The organism is Nostoc sp. JL31 (genome assembly GCF_017114965.1).
Lineage (GTDB): Bacteria > Cyanobacteriota > Cyanobacteriia > Cyanobacteriales > Nostocaceae > Nostoc > Nostoc punctiforme_A.
The window spans coordinates 17,456-35,957 of sequence record NZ_JABXKO010000046.1 but is presented as its reverse complement, the minus strand read 5'-3'; the positions used below and the strand labels follow the sequence as shown (position 1 = coordinate 35,957).

General features: G+C 40.8%; 19 protein-coding genes. 13 read left to right on the top strand and 6 right to left on the bottom strand.

Going from position 1 to position 18,502, the window contains the following annotated elements:
• Positions 1 to 28: 28 nt before the first annotated feature.
• The gene (locus HWQ43_RS11030) at positions 29 to 442 is read right to left on the bottom strand and encodes a GNAT family acetyltransferase (protein WP_292732969.1); all 414 of its coding nucleotides are present in this window, start codon (positions 440 to 442) and stop codon (positions 29 to 31) included.
• Between the two features lie 149 nt (positions 443 to 591).
• On the opposite strand from HWQ43_RS11030, the gene HWQ43_RS11025 reads away from it, so the two are divergent.
• Positions 592 to 1,347 (top strand): dienelactone hydrolase family protein, encoded by a 756-nt coding sequence (locus tag HWQ43_RS11025; RefSeq protein WP_292732967.1) that lies wholly within the window; start codon positions 592 to 594, stop codon positions 1,345 to 1,347.
• Between the two features lie 60 nt (positions 1,348 to 1,407).
• Here the strand turns inward: HWQ43_RS11025 and HWQ43_RS11020 are convergent, their stop codons facing one another.
• On the bottom strand, positions 1,408 to 1,542 hold the full coding sequence (locus HWQ43_RS11020) for a hypothetical protein (RefSeq protein ID WP_292732965.1): 135 nt from the start codon (positions 1,540 to 1,542) through the stop codon (positions 1,408 to 1,410).
• A gap of 133 nt (positions 1,543 to 1,675) precedes the next feature.
• Here HWQ43_RS11020 and HWQ43_RS11015 point away from each other — a divergent pair, with 133 nt between their 5' ends.
• From HWQ43_RS11015 to HWQ43_RS11005, 3 genes are all read left to right on the top strand, one after another.
• The gene (locus HWQ43_RS11015; protein WP_292732963.1) at positions 1,676 to 2,722 is read left to right on the top strand and encodes a sulfonate ABC transporter substrate-binding protein; all 1,047 of its coding nucleotides are present in this window, start codon (positions 1,676 to 1,678) and stop codon (positions 2,720 to 2,722) included.
• 17 nt (positions 2,723 to 2,739) lie between these two features.
• Positions 2,740 to 3,876, top strand: coding sequence for an FMNH2-dependent alkanesulfonate monooxygenase (gene ssuD / locus HWQ43_RS11010; protein ID WP_292732961.1), 1,137 nt, complete (start codon positions 2,740 to 2,742; stop codon positions 3,874 to 3,876).
• Positions 3,877 to 4,023: 147 nt separating this feature from the next.
• Positions 4,024 to 5,394, top strand: coding sequence for an LLM class flavin-dependent oxidoreductase (locus tag HWQ43_RS11005; RefSeq protein WP_292732959.1), 1,371 nt, complete (start codon positions 4,024 to 4,026; stop codon positions 5,392 to 5,394).
• A gap of 153 nt (positions 5,395 to 5,547) precedes the next feature.
• Here the strand turns inward: HWQ43_RS11005 and dpdE are convergent, their stop codons facing one another.
• Complete coding sequence (gene dpdE, locus HWQ43_RS11000; protein WP_292732957.1) at positions 5,548 to 8,853, bottom strand: protein DpdE; 3,306 nt, start codon at positions 8,851 to 8,853, stop codon at positions 5,548 to 5,550.
• A gap of 326 nt (positions 8,854 to 9,179) precedes the next feature.
• Here dpdE and HWQ43_RS10995 point away from each other — a divergent pair, with 326 nt between their 5' ends.
• The 9 genes from HWQ43_RS10995 to HWQ43_RS10955 all read left to right on the top strand — a co-directional run bounded on the left by HWQ43_RS10995 (position 9,180) and on the right by HWQ43_RS10955 (position 16,156).
• Complete coding sequence (locus HWQ43_RS10995) at positions 9,180 to 9,383, top strand: hypothetical protein (RefSeq protein ID WP_292732955.1); 204 nt, start codon at positions 9,180 to 9,182, stop codon at positions 9,381 to 9,383.
• Between the two features lie 62 nt (positions 9,384 to 9,445).
• A complete protein-coding gene (locus HWQ43_RS10990; protein WP_292732953.1) occupies positions 9,446 to 9,700 on the top strand; it encodes an RNA-binding S4 domain-containing protein in 255 nt (84 codons plus the stop codon).
• Positions 9,701 to 9,747: 47 nt separating this feature from the next.
• Positions 9,748 to 10,164: an alternative ribosome rescue aminoacyl-tRNA hydrolase ArfB gene (gene arfB, locus HWQ43_RS10985; RefSeq protein ID WP_292732951.1), complete on the top strand. Its 417-nt coding sequence runs from the start codon at positions 9,748 to 9,750 to the stop codon at positions 10,162 to 10,164.
• A gap of 49 nt (positions 10,165 to 10,213) precedes the next feature.
• The gene (locus HWQ43_RS10980; protein WP_292732949.1) at positions 10,214 to 10,390 is read left to right on the top strand and encodes a hypothetical protein; all 177 of its coding nucleotides are present in this window, start codon (positions 10,214 to 10,216) and stop codon (positions 10,388 to 10,390) included.
• A 577-nt stretch (positions 10,391 to 10,967) separates the two neighbouring features.
• Complete coding sequence (locus tag HWQ43_RS10975) at positions 10,968 to 11,852, top strand: lipid kinase (RefSeq protein WP_292732947.1); 885 nt, start codon at positions 10,968 to 10,970, stop codon at positions 11,850 to 11,852.
• 138 nt (positions 11,853 to 11,990) lie between these two features.
• Positions 11,991 to 12,596 carry an exopolysaccharide biosynthesis protein gene (locus tag HWQ43_RS10970; RefSeq protein ID WP_292732945.1) on the top strand — a complete coding sequence of 202 codons (606 nt, stop codon included), beginning with the start codon at positions 11,991 to 11,993 and terminating at the stop codon, positions 12,594 to 12,596.
• 780 nt (positions 12,597 to 13,376) lie between these two features.
• Positions 13,377 to 13,934: a hypothetical protein gene (locus HWQ43_RS10965; protein ID WP_292732943.1), complete on the top strand. Its 558-nt coding sequence runs from the start codon at positions 13,377 to 13,379 to the stop codon at positions 13,932 to 13,934.
• 360 nt (positions 13,935 to 14,294) lie between these two features.
• Positions 14,295 to 15,203: a hypothetical protein gene (locus HWQ43_RS10960; RefSeq protein WP_292732942.1), complete on the top strand. Its 909-nt coding sequence runs from the start codon at positions 14,295 to 14,297 to the stop codon at positions 15,201 to 15,203.
• A 176-nt stretch (positions 15,204 to 15,379) separates the two neighbouring features.
• The gene (locus tag HWQ43_RS10955) at positions 15,380 to 16,156 is read left to right on the top strand and encodes an SDR family oxidoreductase (RefSeq protein WP_292732940.1); all 777 of its coding nucleotides are present in this window, start codon (positions 15,380 to 15,382) and stop codon (positions 16,154 to 16,156) included.
• 107 nt (positions 16,157 to 16,263) lie between these two features.
• Here HWQ43_RS10955 and HWQ43_RS10950 read toward each other — a convergent pair whose 3' ends face one another.
• The 3 genes from HWQ43_RS10950 to HWQ43_RS10940 all read right to left on the bottom strand — a co-directional run bounded on the left by HWQ43_RS10950 (position 16,264) and on the right by HWQ43_RS10940 (position 18,327).
• Positions 16,264 to 17,043 carry a photosystem II S4 domain protein gene (locus tag HWQ43_RS10950; RefSeq protein WP_104909074.1) on the bottom strand — a complete coding sequence of 260 codons (780 nt, stop codon included), beginning with the start codon at positions 17,041 to 17,043 and terminating at the stop codon, positions 16,264 to 16,266.
• Positions 17,044 to 17,249: 206 nt separating this feature from the next.
• Positions 17,250 to 17,759: a hypothetical protein gene (locus HWQ43_RS10945; protein ID WP_292732938.1), complete on the bottom strand. Its 510-nt coding sequence runs from the start codon at positions 17,757 to 17,759 to the stop codon at positions 17,250 to 17,252.
• Between the two features lie 190 nt (positions 17,760 to 17,949).
• A complete protein-coding gene (locus HWQ43_RS10940) occupies positions 17,950 to 18,327 on the bottom strand; it encodes a hypothetical protein (protein WP_292732936.1) in 378 nt (125 codons plus the stop codon).
• Positions 18,328 to 18,502: the final 175 nt, after the last annotated feature.

The following is an 18,502-nucleotide window of genomic DNA, read 5'->3' as shown; positions in this document are numbered from 1 at the left end:
AGTTTTTCTGTTCCAACTCACCAAACATCTATGCGACAAGCTTTCCCATACTGATGCGTTCTTCAATGAGATAGCCAAGTTTTCTATAAAACTCAACTACTTCTGCGTTGGAGACACGAACTTGGAGATTAATTTTGAGGCATCCCATCGCTATTAATACCTTCTCTGCGTGCTGCACTAGCTTGCTACCAATACCCTGCCGTTGATACTGAGGACTGACTGCAACTGTGTATAGCCAACCGCGATACCCGTCATATCCTGCCATGATAGTGCCCACAATTACAGAGTTAATCTCAGTAACGAAAAACAACTCAGGCTGTACAGCAAGCTTCTGACTGATTTCCAATTTTGGGCTGCTGTGCGATGGGTTATTAGGAAACACCTCATTCCACAAAGCACTGACTAATTCAGCATCAGATTGTTGATATGGTCTTATATTCATCTACATCTCTAAATCAAAGGACTTGCCTTTGCACATTGTTTGTGAAATACTACTCTTAAACTACGGCAAATTGATACATTTTAAGTAGTATTGTACAAAAATTACCATAAAACATCGCGTCCTGAAAGCAATTACAGGCTAATTCTAAGATGACAAACACAGAAATTCGCACTGCTCAAGTTAAAGTCCCTAACGGAGATTTGCAAATTGATGCTTACTTAGCTGAACCAGCAAAAAAGGGAACCTTCCCAGCCGTGATTGTGATTCAGGAAATTTTTGGGGTTAATATTCACATTCGGGAAGTTGCTGAGAAATTTGCCAAAGAGGGGTATGTGGCGATCGCACCGACTTTATTTCAACGCACCGCCCCCGGTTTTGAGGGTGGATACACTCCTGAAGATATCCAGCAAGGGAGAGGGTATAAAGAGCAGACAACAGCCGATGAAATATTGAGTGATATTAAAGCTGCGATCGCTTATTTAAGAACCTTACCAAATGTGCAAGGAGATGCGATCGGCTCTATTGGTTTCTGCTTTGGTGGTCATGTCGTTTATCTAGCTGCCACCTTACCAGATATTAAAGTTACAGCTTCCTTCTATGGTGGCGGGATTCCCAACTCAACTCCCGGCGGTGGAGAACCAACCATCACCCGCACTTCAGAGATTAAAGGCCCCATTTACGCCTTCTTTGGTCTTGATGACCAGGGAATCCCCTTAGAACATACAGAACAGATTGAGGCTGAATTGAAGAAAAATCAGATTACTCATGCCATCTTCCGTTATCCCGGTGCAGGACATGGCTTTTTCTGCAATCATCGCGCCAGCTACAATGCCGAAGCTGCAGCCGATGCTTGGAAAAATGTTCAAGAACTGTTCCAAAAGAACCTTCAGCTTCAAAAAGTCTAAATCTTTAGATTACGAGTAATACAACACTAGAGGCGCACAGATGTGCGCATTGGTGTCAACTTAAGCTAAAAGCTTTGTCAAATCTCGTTTCCAGCCTCTGGGCTGGAAATGCAACTTAAAAGCGGCTCTGCCGCCAGCAAGGGAGGCGGGAGCCTCTAAGACAGCATTCCCAGTCTGAGACTGGGAACGAGACAATATCTAAAAGCTTTTTCTAGGCTGGCTTTCACGTTAAGTTGACACCAATGATCTGTGCGCCTTTACGACTGAAGATAGGCAAATATTAGCCAAATAAGTCCAAAAGCAAATAAAAAAACAAAGTATCACGTCCATGATTCCTGCCTTCAAACAGCCACAAGTTAAGATTTTCCAACGTTTTTCACTATTCCTTTTACCTGGATTATTAACAATCTCAACAACCTTAATCAGTTGCTCAGTCCAAACCCCAAATTCAGCAAATCAAACCACTGGGTTAAAAACCAAAGTTGTCCGAATGGGATATCAAAGTTCTGGAGATATTTTCAGACTTAAAGGATTGATTGAAAAACGTCTCAAGCCTTTAGGTATTTCCGTGGAATGGGCGCAATTTGCCGCCGGGCCACAACTGATGGAAGCGATGAATGTGGGTAGGGTTGATATTGGCTCTGTAGGCGAGACTCCCCCGATATTTGCCCAAGCGGCTGGCACATCTTTAGTTTATGTTGCTAGTAATAAACCCAGTACTGGCAAAGGAAGCGGAATTATCGTTCAAAAGAATTCACCGATTCGGACTTTAGCCGATCTCAGAGGCAAAAAAGTAGTATTTCAAAAGGGTTCTGCTTCCCATTACTTATTAATAAAAGCTTTAGAAGAGGCTGGTTTGAAATATAGTGATATTCAAGCTATTAGCCTCCCTCCTTCAGAAGCTCGTGATGCTTTTATTCAAGGCAAAATAGATGCTTGGGTAACTTGGGACCCTTATTTAGCCGTGGCCCAAAAAAAAGCAAATGCTCGTGTTTTGAGAGATGCTAGTGGCATTTCTACTCAGGGCGGATATTACATGGCGGCGCGAAAATTTGCCACAGAAAACCCGAAATTAGTGCGATTAGTTCTTGAGGAGATAGATAACACAGGTCAATGGGCTGAAAAAAATCGAGCAGAAGTTGTAAAACTGACTATTCCTCATCTCAAAATTGATGAAGATATTTTAACAACAATGGTTGAAAGGCGAACTTACGGTATAAGACCAATTACGCCTGAAATTATGGAAAAACAACAGAAAATTGCAGATTTGTTTGCCAAAGAAAAAGTGATTCCTAAACCCATCAATATTAAGGAAGCAATGCTGACTAGCGAACAATATGCAGCTATAACACCGGAAACCATTAGCCAGAAATAGCGCCAGGAGATGAGAAAATGGAAGTTTTTTGGTATTTGCCGACACAGGGAGATGAGCGTTATTTAGGTACTACAATCGGCAGGCGACCAGCCACTTATCCCTATATGCAGCAAATCGCCCAAGCTGTTGATAAATTGGGCTATGGCGGGATGTTGATTGGTACTGGACAAAAACAAGATACTTGGATTGTCGCTACTTCATTAATTTCAGTTACGGAACGCTTGCGGTTTCTTGTAGCCTTTCGTCCGGCAATTATGTCGCCTTCATTAGCAGTGAGGATGGCTGCTACTTTTGACCAGATTTCTAACGGTCGAATTATTCTGAATGTTGTCACTGGCGGCGACACAAAAGAACTTGCTAAAGATGGGATTTTCTTAGATCATGATCAGCGTTATGAACTTACAGATGAGTTTTTGACAATTTGGCGATCGCTCATGCAAGGTGAAGAAGTAACCTATAGTGGTCGCCATCTGAAAGTTCAAGGCGCAAAACTCCAATTTCCTCCTGTACAAAAGCCTTATCCCACCTTATATTTTGGCGGTTCTTCAGATGCGGCGCTCCAAGTTGCTGCCAAACACATTGATGTGTATTTAACTTGGGGTGAACCACCAGATCGAGTTGCCGAAAAGATTGCCAAGGTACGTCGATTAGCAGCAGAACAAGGTAGAACAGTCCGGTTTGGGATTCGGATGCACGTTATAGTCCGCGAAACTACGCAAAAAGCTTGGGATGCTGCCAATGAACTGATTCAGTATGTCGATGATGAAACCATAGCAGCTGCACATCAGCGGTTTGCTCAGTCTGAATCAGAAGGACAACGCCGTATGGCTCAACTGCATAAAGGTAATCGCAAAAACTTAGAAATTAGCCCCAACTTATGGGCAGGTGTTGGCTTAGTGCGTGGAGGTGCTGGGACTGCCTTAGTGGGAGATCCAGACACAGTTGCAGCGCGGATGCTGGAATATGCCGATTTAGGAATTGATACCTTCGTTTTTTCAGGTTATCCCCATCTCGAAGAAGCTTATCGAGTTGCGGAATTACTGTTTCCTCGCTTACCAGTGCAAACTCCAGCGATCGCATTACCGCAGCAGGTTGCAAGTACATTCAGTGAATTTGTTACCAAAACAGATTTACTCAAACCCCAACCTGTGTAAGCAATTCAAAATTCAAAAAACTAGCGTGATTTAACTCATAACACCTTAGTACAACATTGCATAAATTCGGCAAAACTCTGCGTTACTCTGCGCTTACTTTGCGTGCCTTTGCGTTTAAAAACACTTTCTTACCAAACAGAAAAAAGCATGAGTACAAAAAAACCTCAACTTAGACTAGGTGCATTCTTGCCCAGCACTGGCCATCACGTAGCGTCATGGCGACACCCCGAAGCGCAAGCTGACGCTGGTTTGAACTTTCAGCATTATAAAAGGCTGGCACAGACGGCAGAACGCGGCAAATTTGACATGATCTTCTTTGCAGACGGCGTGGCTGTGCGCGATCGCAATCAAAGCGCCGACCTTTTGAGCCGGAATGGCAAACTTGTCCACTTTGAACCTCTCACCCTGTTGTCGGCTTTATCTGTGGTGACGGAAAACATTGGTTTGACGGCGACAGTATCGACTACATACAACGAGCCATATCACCTCGCCCGCAAGTTTGCATCACTGGATTATCTCAGTGGCGGTCGTGCCGGTTGGAATCTCGTAACTTCTGCTACTGAAGCTGAAGCGCTGAACTTCAATCGGGAAAAGCACATGGAACATACCCTACGTTATCAGCGTGCCAAAGAGTTTGTGGATGTCGTCACCAAGCTCTGGGATAGTTGGGAGGACGATGCCTTTTTACATGATAAGGAGTCGGGTATTTACTTCGATCCAAATAAATTGCACGTTCCCAACCACAAAGGTGAACATTTTTCAGTACGCGGCCCGCTAAATGTGGCGCGTCCCATCCAGGGCTATCCGGTAATCATTCAAGCTGGGTCTTCCGAAGACGGTAAGGATCTCGCTGCACAAACGGCGGAGGTAATTTTCACTGCCCAGCAGACCTTGGCAGAAGCCCAGGCATTCTATGCAGATGTGAAGGGGAGACTGGCTCAATACGGGCGCTCACCTGACCATCTCAAGATCATGCCAGGTGTATTCCCAGTTATCGGCAAAACCGAGCAAGAAGCTAAGGACAGATTCGATCAAATTCAGGAGTTGATCGATCCGGTAGTTGGCTTAAATTTGCTTGGCTCAATGATCGGTGGATTTGACCTATCTGGCTATCCATTGGACGGGCCGTTGCCCGATTTACCAGAGACTAACGGTGGCAAAAGCCGTCAGCTACTTCTGACTGACCTAGCGAAGAGAGAGAATTTAACGATTCGCCAACTGTATTTATGGATAGCTGGAGCGCGTGGGCATCGTCAGATTTTAGGCACACCAGAACAAATTGCCGATCAGCTAGAAGATTGGTTTGTCAATGGCGGGGCGGATGGATTCAACATCATGCCACCTTGGTTGCCCGGAGGATTGGATGAGTTTGTAGACTTGGTAATTCCTGAATTGCAACGTCGCGGTCTGTTCCGTACAGAGTATGAAGCACGAACCTTGCGCGAAAATCTTGGTTTACCTCGTCCAGTAAATCAGTTTAGCAAAGTTGCGGCTGTCGCTGAAGCTGCGATCGCCTAACTTTTTCTAAAGCAAGTTTTGCATTTTTACAGCAATGTCATCAATAACACCAGAATAAAAATATCCCCGACTTTTTAAATAAGTCGGGGATTTTAAGCTCTCAATCTTTGGAAATCACATAGGATTACCAAAGCTGTTTAATCGCACATAATATCACTCAAATTGCACAAGCGATCGCCCCGATACAACAATAAAACCTACAGAATCAAGCCTCAGAAGCGGCTGGCGAATTCCCTCTAGAATGGCTGCATTTAAAGCATTTTCTATCTTCAATTCTTCAGCTAATGCATTATCCCAACTTTGCTGATTTAAACGTAGACCTAATTGTTCTACTCGATTGGCTAATTTCTTTTCGGCGATTTTAGCACAACTTTGACATAAATCAATAAAATCGGGACGATTGGAAAGTAATTCTGAAGAAGCATTACGCATTTCATAGCAAAAATTTTGCCATTTACTAGGATCAACAAAATCGTCAATAATTCCTAAGCGCTCTTTTGCTAGGTTGTAATCTCGTCCTTGATTATTGTTTTTATCTTTATATGGACGTTGCAGAATACTTAAAAGAGCTTTATCCTCAACAGCACGTATTGGCTCCTTGCGACCATCAACATAGATAGTTTCTATAATTGGTGGAAATAGAGCATCAACACGTCGCTGCAAGTTTTTGAATTGAGAATTATCTAGTTTGTTATCTAGTAAAACTTGTTTGGCAATTCTTAAATTTGCCTCGACTACATAATTGCACTGGAAACCGAACCACTCTTTCCCTTCTTTCGCATCCCAAGATGCATCAGTGCGCCAGAGAGCAAAGGCTTCACCTCGGTCATCCCAGTTGATATAGTTCAAGAGTGCTTCAACAAATCCTTCGCCAACTCGAAAGAGTTTAACACCAGCATTCTGGTTTGCTACTCTGCGATTATAAGTACCAAATTGGTCTAGGGAACTCTCAGCAAAACGGTTTTGTAACTCATTTATCGGAACCAAGGTACGCGTTGTCGGTTGATAACGTCGCATCTCTGATGAATCGGGGTTATTGAGTCCTCTGAATCCCAGCGCGTCGCAAATCCAGCCTTCAATTGCTCGTTTCATTTCTAGATGACGAGCATCGTAATTATCTAGCTCTTGAAAATACTCGGTAGCAATTTCATCGTTTGCATCAATTTCATCTAGAGCATTTTGTTCGCTAATTTTGGCTATTTCCGCTTCAATTTGCTCTTGAATTGGTGAAACCATCTCTAACAATCCAGCCGCACCTGATTGAAACAAAACTGTTTCTAATTCTGTAAGTTTCTCATCGACATAAAACTGGAGACTGGCAATTGATTGTTGGAAAATACCAAACCCATCTTTTAATACTTTATACCAAGCATTGTGAGGGCTATCTTCCAAGTAGGGGCCAATCAAGGCACTAGATTGGATGCCAATTTTGCTGCCAATGCGGTCAAGTCTGCCAATTCTCTGCTCTAATTGATTAGGCGACCAAGGAAGGTCAAAATGAATTAACCAATCGGCAAACTGGAGGTTACGCCCTTCTTCTCCAGAGCGATCGCATACTAAAATAAAGCAGTTTGGGTTATTCTTGAACCGATTTAAGCCTTCTTCAACCTTGTCTGGTGATTCTCCAAATTGATGGCTGGCTACTGTCTCTGCACCAAAGGTATCAGATAAATAACGGACAATTTCGCCACAAGTTTGCACAAAACTGGTAAATACAATAAATTTGGGCAGAATATCGCCAGTAATTGGTCTTTTAATTCTCTGCTGTATTCTCGTGATGAATTCCTTTTGATTCTTCCGAACGTTTGCGGGAATTTTGAAATAAGTACCTAGCTGATTCAGCAGCACTGTTTTTAAATTTTCCGTCCGTTGTCCGTCCTCTTGAGGTTGACGAATAATTTTTAGTAAGGATTGGAGAATCTCTTCTTCCCCTGAGAATTTGGGGGTTGTAGTTAATAGGCGAACATCATCTTCTTTAAACTCCTGGATGAGTTTAGCATGAGGTTTCGCAGTTAAACGCGCCGTAATTACCTGCTCTAAAATGCCTAACCAAGTACCAGCAGCGAGAAATAACAGCAGAAAAATTCGCTGATATTGCTTGTCTTCAGGAGCAACACTCCGCCATTGATTGAGGAGTTCGTGGATATCAAGCGATCGCTCGTCTAAATCATACTCTTCTTTGGGCGTAAAGTTGCGGTCAAATATCACGTCTTCCACGGCAGCGCGACGGTTGCGAAGCATTCGGCGGTGTAGTCGATAGATATCGCTGACATGGACGCGAATCGCTTGGACGATTTGCTCAGTAGAATTTGCTTGTAAACAATTTTCTAAATCATCCGCCAGCTTCAGTAAATACTTATCTTCAGCCAAGAGGTTTCGCAATTGCTGCAAGTTGCTTTTGAGAACCTCTGGTGCTGCACCTTCTTTAAAAGAAAGCAGAAGTTTACCAATTTGCTGACGGCTTGCAACTTTGGCGCGAAAACCTTCTAAATCACCAATTTTATAGGTTGTTGGGTCGAGCAAGTGCAACATGGCCAGAAAATCCTGCTCGTGATTGAGAACCGGAGTGGCAGATAATAAAAGTAAGCGATCGCTTTTATGAGCAAGTTCTTTGCAAGTCTGAAAACGCTGGCGCGCTGTTGCATCCTTAGAGGTTGCCATTGCGGCGATGTGATGAGCTTCATCTAAAATTAAGCAGCCTATCCTTGCTTTCAGGTTGATTTTATGAATATCTTCAACCGCCAGCACCGCTACCCGTTTGCCAAAATGGGAGATGTAAAACTTGTTTTCTAACTCAGTCCGCCATTGTTTGAGCAAATATTGCGGAACTAATACCACCGCACCTTTTTTCGGCTCATCGAGGAGGAATTGACGAAGAATCGCACCCGCTTCGATGGTTTTTCCGAGTCCCACCTCATCTGCTAGCAAGTAGCGTTGAATTGGGTCTTCCAGTACCCGCCTGACTACTTCAACTTGGTGAGGATAAAGATTAATATTTGCCGAAATCAGTCCCGTCATCCCGCGACTCACAGCGCGTTGCTGAATCAAGGATTTCACGAAAGCCAATCTTTTGTCGTGGAAATAGGGCGTTTCGTGACCCTTCATCGCCAGAGTTTGGATGGGGTCTGTATTTGGTAGATTACAACGAACGTAAATATCTTCAACAGATGCGATCGCAGTTTTCTTATCTGGTAAATCAATTTGATACATTTCTGTATCATCATCCCAGATAAAAACTCTGCCCACTATCCACTTATCCTGAGTTTGGGACTTAATATAGCATCGAGCCTGGGGTTCCAGCTTGACTTCAGAGAGCGAACTTAAAGGTAAAGTTTTTTGGAGACGTTGGCCTATAGAGCAGAAATACTCAACGTTTGCATTGGTATCAGATATTTCCGTAACTTTTCCGATACCCAAAGAGTTATTCTGGGACTGTACCAATAAACCAAGCTTAATCATAGATCCAGTCCCCTGAACACACTAAAAGAACCTTCCAGACTAGTTTTTAGCCCATATCTGGCAGTTTTGTCGATCAACATTATAGATAATAACTGGTATTACAGTTTTTGTTAGAGCGATATCTACGACGAGCTATTTGGCGCCGCTCCACCACAGCCAAGTAATAAAATTAGCAATTTTCAGGTAAATACACCTCACACTAGAGGTACACCATTGCTGTGCTTTTACAACATATACAGTTCAATTAAATGAAAACTGCTGTAAATTCACATTTCTCAGCAAACTTTTGCGTAAAAGCATAACGTTGTTAAACGCAGGGCGACGCAATGGCATTGTTCGCCGACGCAATGGCATTGTTCGCCAACGCAATGGCATTGTTCGCCAACGCAATGGCATTGTTTGCCGACGCAATGGCATTGTTTGCCGACGCAATGGCATTGTTTGCCAACGTATTGACATTGCAGGGTATTGCCAAATTAAATTTGCTACGAATTAATGAAATACTGTACTTAGCTGATTATCTGTTGTAACAGATTTACGCTTTAGCTTGAGAAGGTAACGATACAATTAAGATCGTGTAGATTTATTTACCATGAAGAAAGTTAGAGACAACACAATTAAGTTAAATCAATTTTTAAAGTTGATGGGTATAGTGCCAACTGGAGGCCAAGCCAAGCTGATGATTCAAGGTGGCGATGTTCAAGTCAACGGGATGCTGGAAACTCGACGAGGACGGCGACTAGTACCGGGCGATAAAGTGACAATCCAAGGACAGACTTTAGAGGTGAATTTGAACAACAATGAAGACCCAGATGTAATGATAGATTTAACCGAACAAACCGAGTAAATAAAATTTATCCCAAAGTTACAAGTTTCTTTTTTTTCTTGTGAGTAATGCTGCAAATTTCCAACAATGTTATTATCCCACAGACTGAGATTGAAATTACTGCGATTCGCTCGCAAGGAGCAGGAGGACAAAATGTAAATAAGGTTTCCACCGCGATCCACTTGCGCTTCGATATTGCGGCTTCATCATTACCCGATTATTATAAACAACAGCTTTTAAAGCTCAACGATCGACGCATTAACCAAGAAGGAGTAGTTGTAATTAAAGCCCAGGAACACCGAAGCCAAGAGAACAATCGCGAGTCAGCCTTGAAACGACTTCAAGAACTCATTCAAAGCGCAGTTGTCGTGACAATCAAACGCAAACCCACTAAACCAACTCGCAGTTCTCAAAGAAAACGCCTTGACCACAAAAGTAAGCGCGCACAGATTAAATCTAACAGAGGGCAGGTGACAGATTGTTGATTTCTCGATTATTTGTAGAGAGTAGACATATTATTCAATATCAAAAAAGATGAATAAGACATTACTAAAGATTTTGATGTTTGCGCTTTTAATCTTGTTTATTATCTCTCCCTTTGCAGCCCTTGCGAGTTTAATGATTGTAGTATTAGTTGCAGCGTTTTTATTTTTGCTAGGAGACGTGTTTCAAGCAATTATTGGTGGCGACACCGACCCGAAAAATTCATAAAAGCAAAATTCCAAATCAAGATAGGGATTTACCCGAAAAAGCCGTTTCCAAGGTGCGATCGCTTTAACATAGACAATTTTCAATCTGTCACAGCATAAGTTGACAGATACAATTGCTTTCTCAACCAAAAATTAAATAATTGTAATGCTGAGGTACACAAGCTAAGTCTGTTATCCAGACATAAAGTGTGTTTTACTCCTGAGTTCTGTTAGTGCAGCGGGGCGTAGCCCATTCTGAATTCTGCTGTATATGTATCTAGATTAATGAAAAATATTCCTTGTGTTTGGCATAATAATATTTGAACAACTCGCTATTTTATAAATAAAAACACCTAAAATTCATTTAGATAGGGAGTAATAATTATATTCATTGAAGATAAACACACTGAGAGATAGTAGAGCTAAACTAAAGAAAAAGAAAAAGAAAAATTAAAAATTAGTAGTCACAATATAATAAGTATTAGGAAAATGAATTGTTGATAATTTTCATAACAGCCTAAACACTTTTTTATAGTAAACATCAAGCAGAAGATATAGATGCGGATAATTGGACATATCAACAACAAAAGGTACCACCCATGAGTTCCCGCGCACTGCTGTTAGTAAATCGTCATGCTCGCCAAGGGCAGAAGGGTCTGTCGGAAGCGATTCAATATCTAAAAACACTTGAGTTTGATTTAATTGAGGAGTCTACAGAAGATCCCCAACATCTTGCTGAAGTTATACTTCGCTACAAGTATCAAGTTGACTTAATAATTATTGGCGGAGGAGATGGTACTCTAAATGCTGCCGTAGATGCTTTAATTGAAACTCAGTTACCTTTGGGAATCTTGCCTCTGGGAACTGCCAACGATCTAGCGAGAACTTTGGGAATCCCAAATTCCCTTAACGAAGCTTGCAAAATTATTGGAGATGGACATTTACAGCGCATCGACTTGGGTTGTGTGAATGGCAAGCACTTTTTTAACGTTGCCAGTATGGGATTGAGTGTAAAAATTACCCAACGACTTACCAAAGAAGTTAAGCGCCGTTGGGGAGTATTTGCTTATGCTGCCACTGCATTGCAAGTGCTTTTGGAAGCCAGACCTTTTACAGCAGAGATTGCGATTAACGGTGAATTGGTTCGCGTCAAAACAGTGCAAATTGCTGTCGGTAACGGCCGTTATTACGGTGGTGGTATGGCAGTGGCTGACGATGCCACAATAGACGATCAAAGACTAGACCTTTATAGCTTGGAGATTGAACACTGGTGGCAGGTTATACTATTACTACCCGCAATGCGACGAGGGCGACATATACATTGGCAGAGTGTACGCTCCCTTCAAGGTCAAGAAATAGAGGTACATACTCGCAAACCTCGCCCTATCAATACAGATGGTGAAATCACTACCTACACACCTGCCCATTTTCGGGTTATACCTAAAGCTATAGCTGTTTTTGTACCCCCAGAAAGCAGGAGTTAGGAGTCATTCAATTTTAGATTTTAGATTTTAGATTTTAGATTTTCCTTCAATCCAAAATCTAAAATTGGCAGAGTTTAGAATTTATTCTCCCTCTTCTTGCTTTACTACAAAGTGGGAACTCGCATCAATTGACGCCAAATGCATCTGAGATTTTCTCAAGATATAAAGTCCCTGTTGCAACGCCTAGCTGAACAACCTCTGACTCTAGGTGATATTCTCACAGAAACCTCAGAACGGGGCTTCAGCCTGGTAATCACATTATTAGTTTTGCCTTTTTTACTTCCTATGCCACCGGGGTTAACTGGCCCATTTGGTGGTGCTTGTTTACTGTTGTCAGTGCAAATGCTTTTAGGAAGGCGATCGCCTTGGCTACCAAAAAGAATCGCTAACTACAAATTTCCTCGTTCCTTCGCCCAGTTAATTTTGCAAAATTTGGGACGGCTTACCAAAGTTTTCCAGAAAATTGCCCGTCCCCGATTACCAAAAATAGCTCATAATCCTTTAATTTGGCGAATTAATGGGTTTTGTATCTCTTTATTAACAGTATTACTAATATTACCAATCCCGTTTACAAATCCTATCCCGACTATTGGTATTTTACTTTTGACTGTTGCCACGATCGAATCTGATGGTTTATTAATTTGCATCAGCTACGGCATTACTGCCCTAATCACTTTGCTATTTGGATTTATTGGTTATGCATTGTGGTTAGCTCCCAGTTTGCTGCCATCGATATTGAAATAATAAAAGCCTCCAGCTTTTGGCTGAGGGCTGTAATTTTTTAGGGTGCATCTACCATTTATTAATCCGCTTTATTTATTGCCATATCCGGGCAAATTAGACTTTTTAGCAAATTTATTTTATTTATGAATAAAAAAAGTATCAGCAATAAAAAAGCCTTCAACTAAAAGCTGAGGGCTATGATTTAATTAAGGTGCATCTACCATTTATTAATCCACTTTCTTTATTGCCATATCCGGGCAAATTAGACTTTTAAACAAATTTATTTTATTTCCGAAAAAATATCAGCAATAAAAAAGCCTTCAACTAAAAGCTGAGGGCTATGATTTAATTAAGGTGCATCTACCATTTATTAATCCGCTTTATTTATCGCCATATCCGGGCAAATTAGACTTTTGAAAAAATTTATTTTATTCCCGAATAAAAAAGTATTAGCAATAAAAAAAGCCCTCAACTAAAAGCTGAAGGCTGTGATTTAATTAAGGTGCATCTACTATTTATATATCCGCTTTAGTTATTGCTGCATCAGGAAGAATTGAAAAAAAATGGACGACTGTGGAATTGATTTACTTAGCTACAACGGTAGTACTAGCCTCAATGAGGATCGTCTACGGTATTTGACTAGGTAATCATTGACCAACTTCACATTAATTTTACAATTATCCCCATTTTCCTCTGAATACACAAAGTTTCTGTTAATATCTCTGATTCGATATCCGCAATAGTACGAATTTAGTTTATTAGTTGGGTATATGACTATGAAAGTTAGACACACCCAACTTGATGAAGCGATCGCAATTTCTATTAGCCCTTGCTAGTCTTAGTATTGTCGGGGGGAGCTTTTTTCTGAGAACAACTTTTAGCAGTACTAGCGAGCCTAAAATCATAACTGATACATCACGCTACAAAGAAATTCGTAATCAACTATGGTCTGAAAATGACCAAGTAAAACATTTTCCTAATGAAATTCCCCCTGATGCTAAAGATGTTCGTATTGCTTACTCTCCCAAAGTTTTGCAAGAAAGTAGTTTTTTTCAAATTAGGCTGAAAGAGCCACCAAAGAAGATAGAAAAATTACTTTCACAATACAGAAATAGTGCCAAGCACAAATATATAGGTGGTAACACAAACGACCATATAAATCAACCTAACGGTGTGCCGACAACTTTCTTCTATACTAGTGACTCTCCTACAGAATCTTTTCCAGCTACTTATGAAATATTGGTATTAAATACAGATGACAAAGGTAGAACTGGCTTTAAGTGGAATCATGGAGATAGCTACGGCGTTGCTATTAATAGTTCCACCTCAGAAATTATCTACTGGTCTGAAAAATGGTGATTAGCAATTCAAAATGCATTTGAATCGCCATGAAAAAATCATTATTTGTAATATCTGACTTAATAAACTTCTTACATGAATCAAAAGCCCTCATACTAAATCCCTCTCCCAAAATTGGGAAAAGGGGTTGGGGGATGTAGCAAGATACCGCAGGCAAATTGTGCATTTGTGCAAGAGACTCCATGAGTGGAACTCACAAGGAACAATGAAAATACTTCTTTGCGTTCCCTGTTTCCTATTTCCTATTTTCAAGGCAGTCTAATAAAAAATACCTATATGTCATACAGAAATTTATCTTACTGGTACAGTTAATAATGTTGTGTTTTTTTCACACTAAATTCAGTAATAGAGGTCTACCAAATGAAAAATATAGTAAGGAATCTCCTTGATGAACGCATCAAATCGATGGTTAGATCATCCGATCTGTATCAAGGTTTATATAATAGAACGCATTCCAGTAGGCTAGCTCTTACAGGCAAAAGGCTTGATATTTGTGCTAATGAAGTTGCTATATATCTGCTTCAGTCTGGCAAAGAAAAATATGTATTACGTGATAAAGTTTGTCTTGAAATTGGAAGTGGATGGTTACTTACTCATTCGTTAGTATTTTACCTTCTTGGAGCAAAAAAGGTTTATGCAACGGATATTTGCCCGTTATTACAACCCGAAAATATTTTTAAAGCCGTGTGTAATTCTGTAGATTGGAGTATCTTAGATAGTCTATCTACATTTGAAGATCGGGATATTATCCGCTTACGTTTAAAAAAACTGCTTTCATTAAAAAATTTATCTGTAGAAGTTTTACAAGACTTGGGCATAGAATACATTGCTCCAATTAATTTGGCTCAAAAAGTGCCGAGTAAAGAAAAAATAGATTTTATATTCTCTAAATCTGTGTTAGAGCATGTCCCAATTGATGATGTTGTGCCACTTTTAGAAAATCTTGTAAGTAGCCTCTCAGATGATGGCTTTATGTTTCATCTGATTGATTTACTAGATCACAGAGATACAAAAGAAAGACCATTTGAGTTCTTTATTTATCAACAGGAAGCCTATTCGAGAGAATTACAATCAAGATGGGGAAATCGAATTCGACGAAGCCAATGGAAGCAGATATTTTCTAATCTTAAGCATTTGGACTCTAAATTTGTATTTGAGTGGTCGCGCAAGGACGTAGAATTACCAGAAAAAATCGACTCGTCTATTCAATATACAGATGAAGAAGATTTAAGAATCTCCCATATCGGTATATTTGGAGAATTAATATAGTTTCTACAAGTCAAGTTTTAGGTCAGGAGAAGTTCTGAGTGGAGCAAGCCTTCACTCAGATTTCATAGTACTAAGTGCTGGTTTTACCCTTTTGGATATATCACTTTGGGTAGTTAAAACTTTTAGTCAGCATAGCTAAGATTTATAAGTGCTTAAAAACTATCTGAATATGTAGAATGCCAACTGCTTTAATTACTGGTGCTTCTAGTGGTATTGGTAAAGCCTTTGCTCAAGAACTAGCTGCACGTAAAACAAATCTTGTACTCGTTGCTCGTTCTGAAGATAAACTAAGCAAATTAGCTAAACAACTACAAGAACAACACAAAATTCAAGTAGACGTTGTAGTAAAAGACCTCACAGAACCTAATGCAGCTGCTAGTGTATTTGATGCCACAAAGGCAAAGGGATTAAACATTGATTTATTAATCAATAATGCTGGTTTTGGTTCCTATGGCGACTTTGCTGAAGGGGATGGAGAAAAACAAGTTAAAATCGTACAATTAAACATTTTGGCATTAGTAGATTTAACCCACAAATTTCTACCATTGATGCGGCAACGTCGTTCTGGAAGTATTATTAACGTATCCTCTATTACCGCATTTCAACCAATACCATACCTTTCTGTTTATGCTGCTAGTAAAGCTTTTATTCTCAGCTTTAGTGAAGCATTATGGGCAGAAAATTATCAGTATGGTGTCCGTATTTTAGTCACTTGTCCAGGGCCAATAGAAACAAACTTTTTTGCAGAAGCTAATTTTCCTCCAGCGCTGGCAGGCAGTACAGATAAAGTCTATTCTTCCGAAAAAGTGGTTTGGGAATCTTTAGAAGCTTTAGAAAAAGGCTATCCAACTGTTATTAGCTCTGATAGTACCACTCAAATTAGAAGCAAATTATCTCGGCTTGTACCGCGCAAACTTCTACTGAATATGTTAGCGAAACGCTTTAAAGCCTAAGTATTAGGTATCTATTTAGGAGTTAGGAGTTTAGGGGTTTGGAGTTTAAAGTTAAATAAACTGATGTATTTAAAACTCCTCACTCCTAACTTTTCACTCCTAACTTATTACATATACCTTGTTAATTGAACTCGGTAACGCTCTTTTTTTGTAACGGCGATTTCCCCAACTTCTAAACGCCCTTTAGAGCGAATGGCGATTAAGTCGCCTGATTTGACTTGAGAACTAGCTTGGGTAACTTCCTTCCAATTGACGCGGACATCACCAGCATCGATGAAATCAACCATTTTGCTGCGGGACATACCAAAACCAGCAGATGCGATCGCATCTAATCTTAAAGAAGCCTCCACAGTAGTTAATTCTTTTTTCTTGGGTTCCCGAACCTTTAATTCAGTTAGCTCAATCTGCTGAGTTTTCACAGGAACCGATCGCACCTGTTTGAGGCTCATTGACAAAAATTCCACCAACTCTGGTGCAACAATCGCTTGCGCCCCTCGTTCTCCTAAGACAATCACATCTCCCGTCTTTTCACGAACAATTCCCGTCCCCAACATTGCGCCTAAAAAGTCGCGGTGAGAGGCGGTATCAAACAGGAAATTACCTGCAATTTCTACAGCTACAAGGCTGACTTGAGATTGATCTAACGGAAGTTCCGAACGAGCGATCGCTATTCTTTGACGTTCAGCCTGCGGATATCCACCCCATGCCACCAATTGCACTTCTGTTAATCGGTTAAACACCCGTTGAATTTCTGCCAATTCTGGGGGAGATAGAAAATCTGTCAAAACTACTTCCCAAGTTTTGATCGCTTGCTCCGCTTGATCGATTGCACGAGCGACACTATCTCGATTTTCAACACCTTTTAAAAGTTCTTCTCGTGGCAACATTCTTAAAAATTATGAGTTATGAATTGAGAATTAATCTGCTATAACTATCCTGATTCTAGCTTTAATTCCCATTTCTACAGTCCCTGTCCAGATTAGGTTAGCTTTTCTACTGGGGATTTGTTTGCGATCGCAGCGGCTTACGCCATCTCCAAAGAATAGGAAAGTAACTCAAGCCGCTGTGTTGCGATCTGTAAACTATGATTTATTCAATACACAGTATTTGTGTCGGCATAACCTTGGATATTTTCTGGATCAAACTGACGTAATATTTTGGTTGCTTGGCGAGTCAGAGTTTCAGAACCTTGAACAGCTACTAAATATTTACCTGCATCTAAGCGGTTGCGATAAGGTAAAGCATCACCACCACCTATAAGTAAACCGACTCCGCCACCGACAAACACACCGCCCATTGCACCACTAGCAGCACCCAGCAGTCCGCCAACAATGTGATTGCCAACTTCACCCGCCCAAGCAAAAGTATCTAAACCAGTAATCAGGCTGAATGTAAAACCTGCAAAAAAGCCAAATGGTATCAGCCAGGTTGCCATCTGTTTTGCTTGTTTTTTAGCTTGGTCTTTGGGGTCAATTAAGCCAAACTCGTCAGCCGTTTTATACCCCCTCCCCAAAATAGTGCTGTCAATGCCTTCTTTTTCTAAAGCTAAGTAAGCAGCTTCGGCTTGAATGCGGTCTGGTAATACGGCAACAAGGTAATTCATTGATTTTACAATTTGTCTAATAGAAGTTTTGCCTTAATTAACAGCGTATCAGTCCTGGTCGATTGAACCTCGTATGACTAGAAGCACACATCTGGATTACTCCAAGACTTATACCATTTCATGAAATACTTGATACAAACGATTTGTCTCTAACTCTTTCTCCCTGCTGCCTAAATGCGGGACGGGAGGATTATTTTAACAAATCTAGTGGCTCACAAAAATTGTTTACGCCTTGCTTGAGGACGTATAGCAAAACTGGCGTTGCCAAAATCTTAGGAAATGTTGGCGTTGTTTTTAAACGTTCCATCATCTTCTGAAGAGAAGTATTAAGCAAATCTTCTCGATATTCTTGTTCGCAAATGACGACACGCCATTTTCTCGCCAAGGCATCTAACCACTCGGAATTTGCTCTTTCTGGTTGTTGTCCTGCTCGGATAGCTAGCGTCATCGCTGCATCTTCCAAATCTCCATCACAGTCTTCAATTAAATCCAGCGCTTCCATATCGCTAGGATCGTCTGCCAATTGAGAGCGAAACTGTGCAATTTCTTGAGATGTTACTTTAGTCATGAGTCTTTGACAAGGCAAGCGATCGAACACTCAGTTATGTTAGTCCAAATTTGACTATAGCGCTTCTCTGTTAAGTCCAATATAGACCTCACAAAAATAACTCCTTCTCTACTACCTCTCCCTAACCCTCTTTAAAGAAACAAGGCAGGAGGCAGAAGGCAGAAGGAAAGAGGAT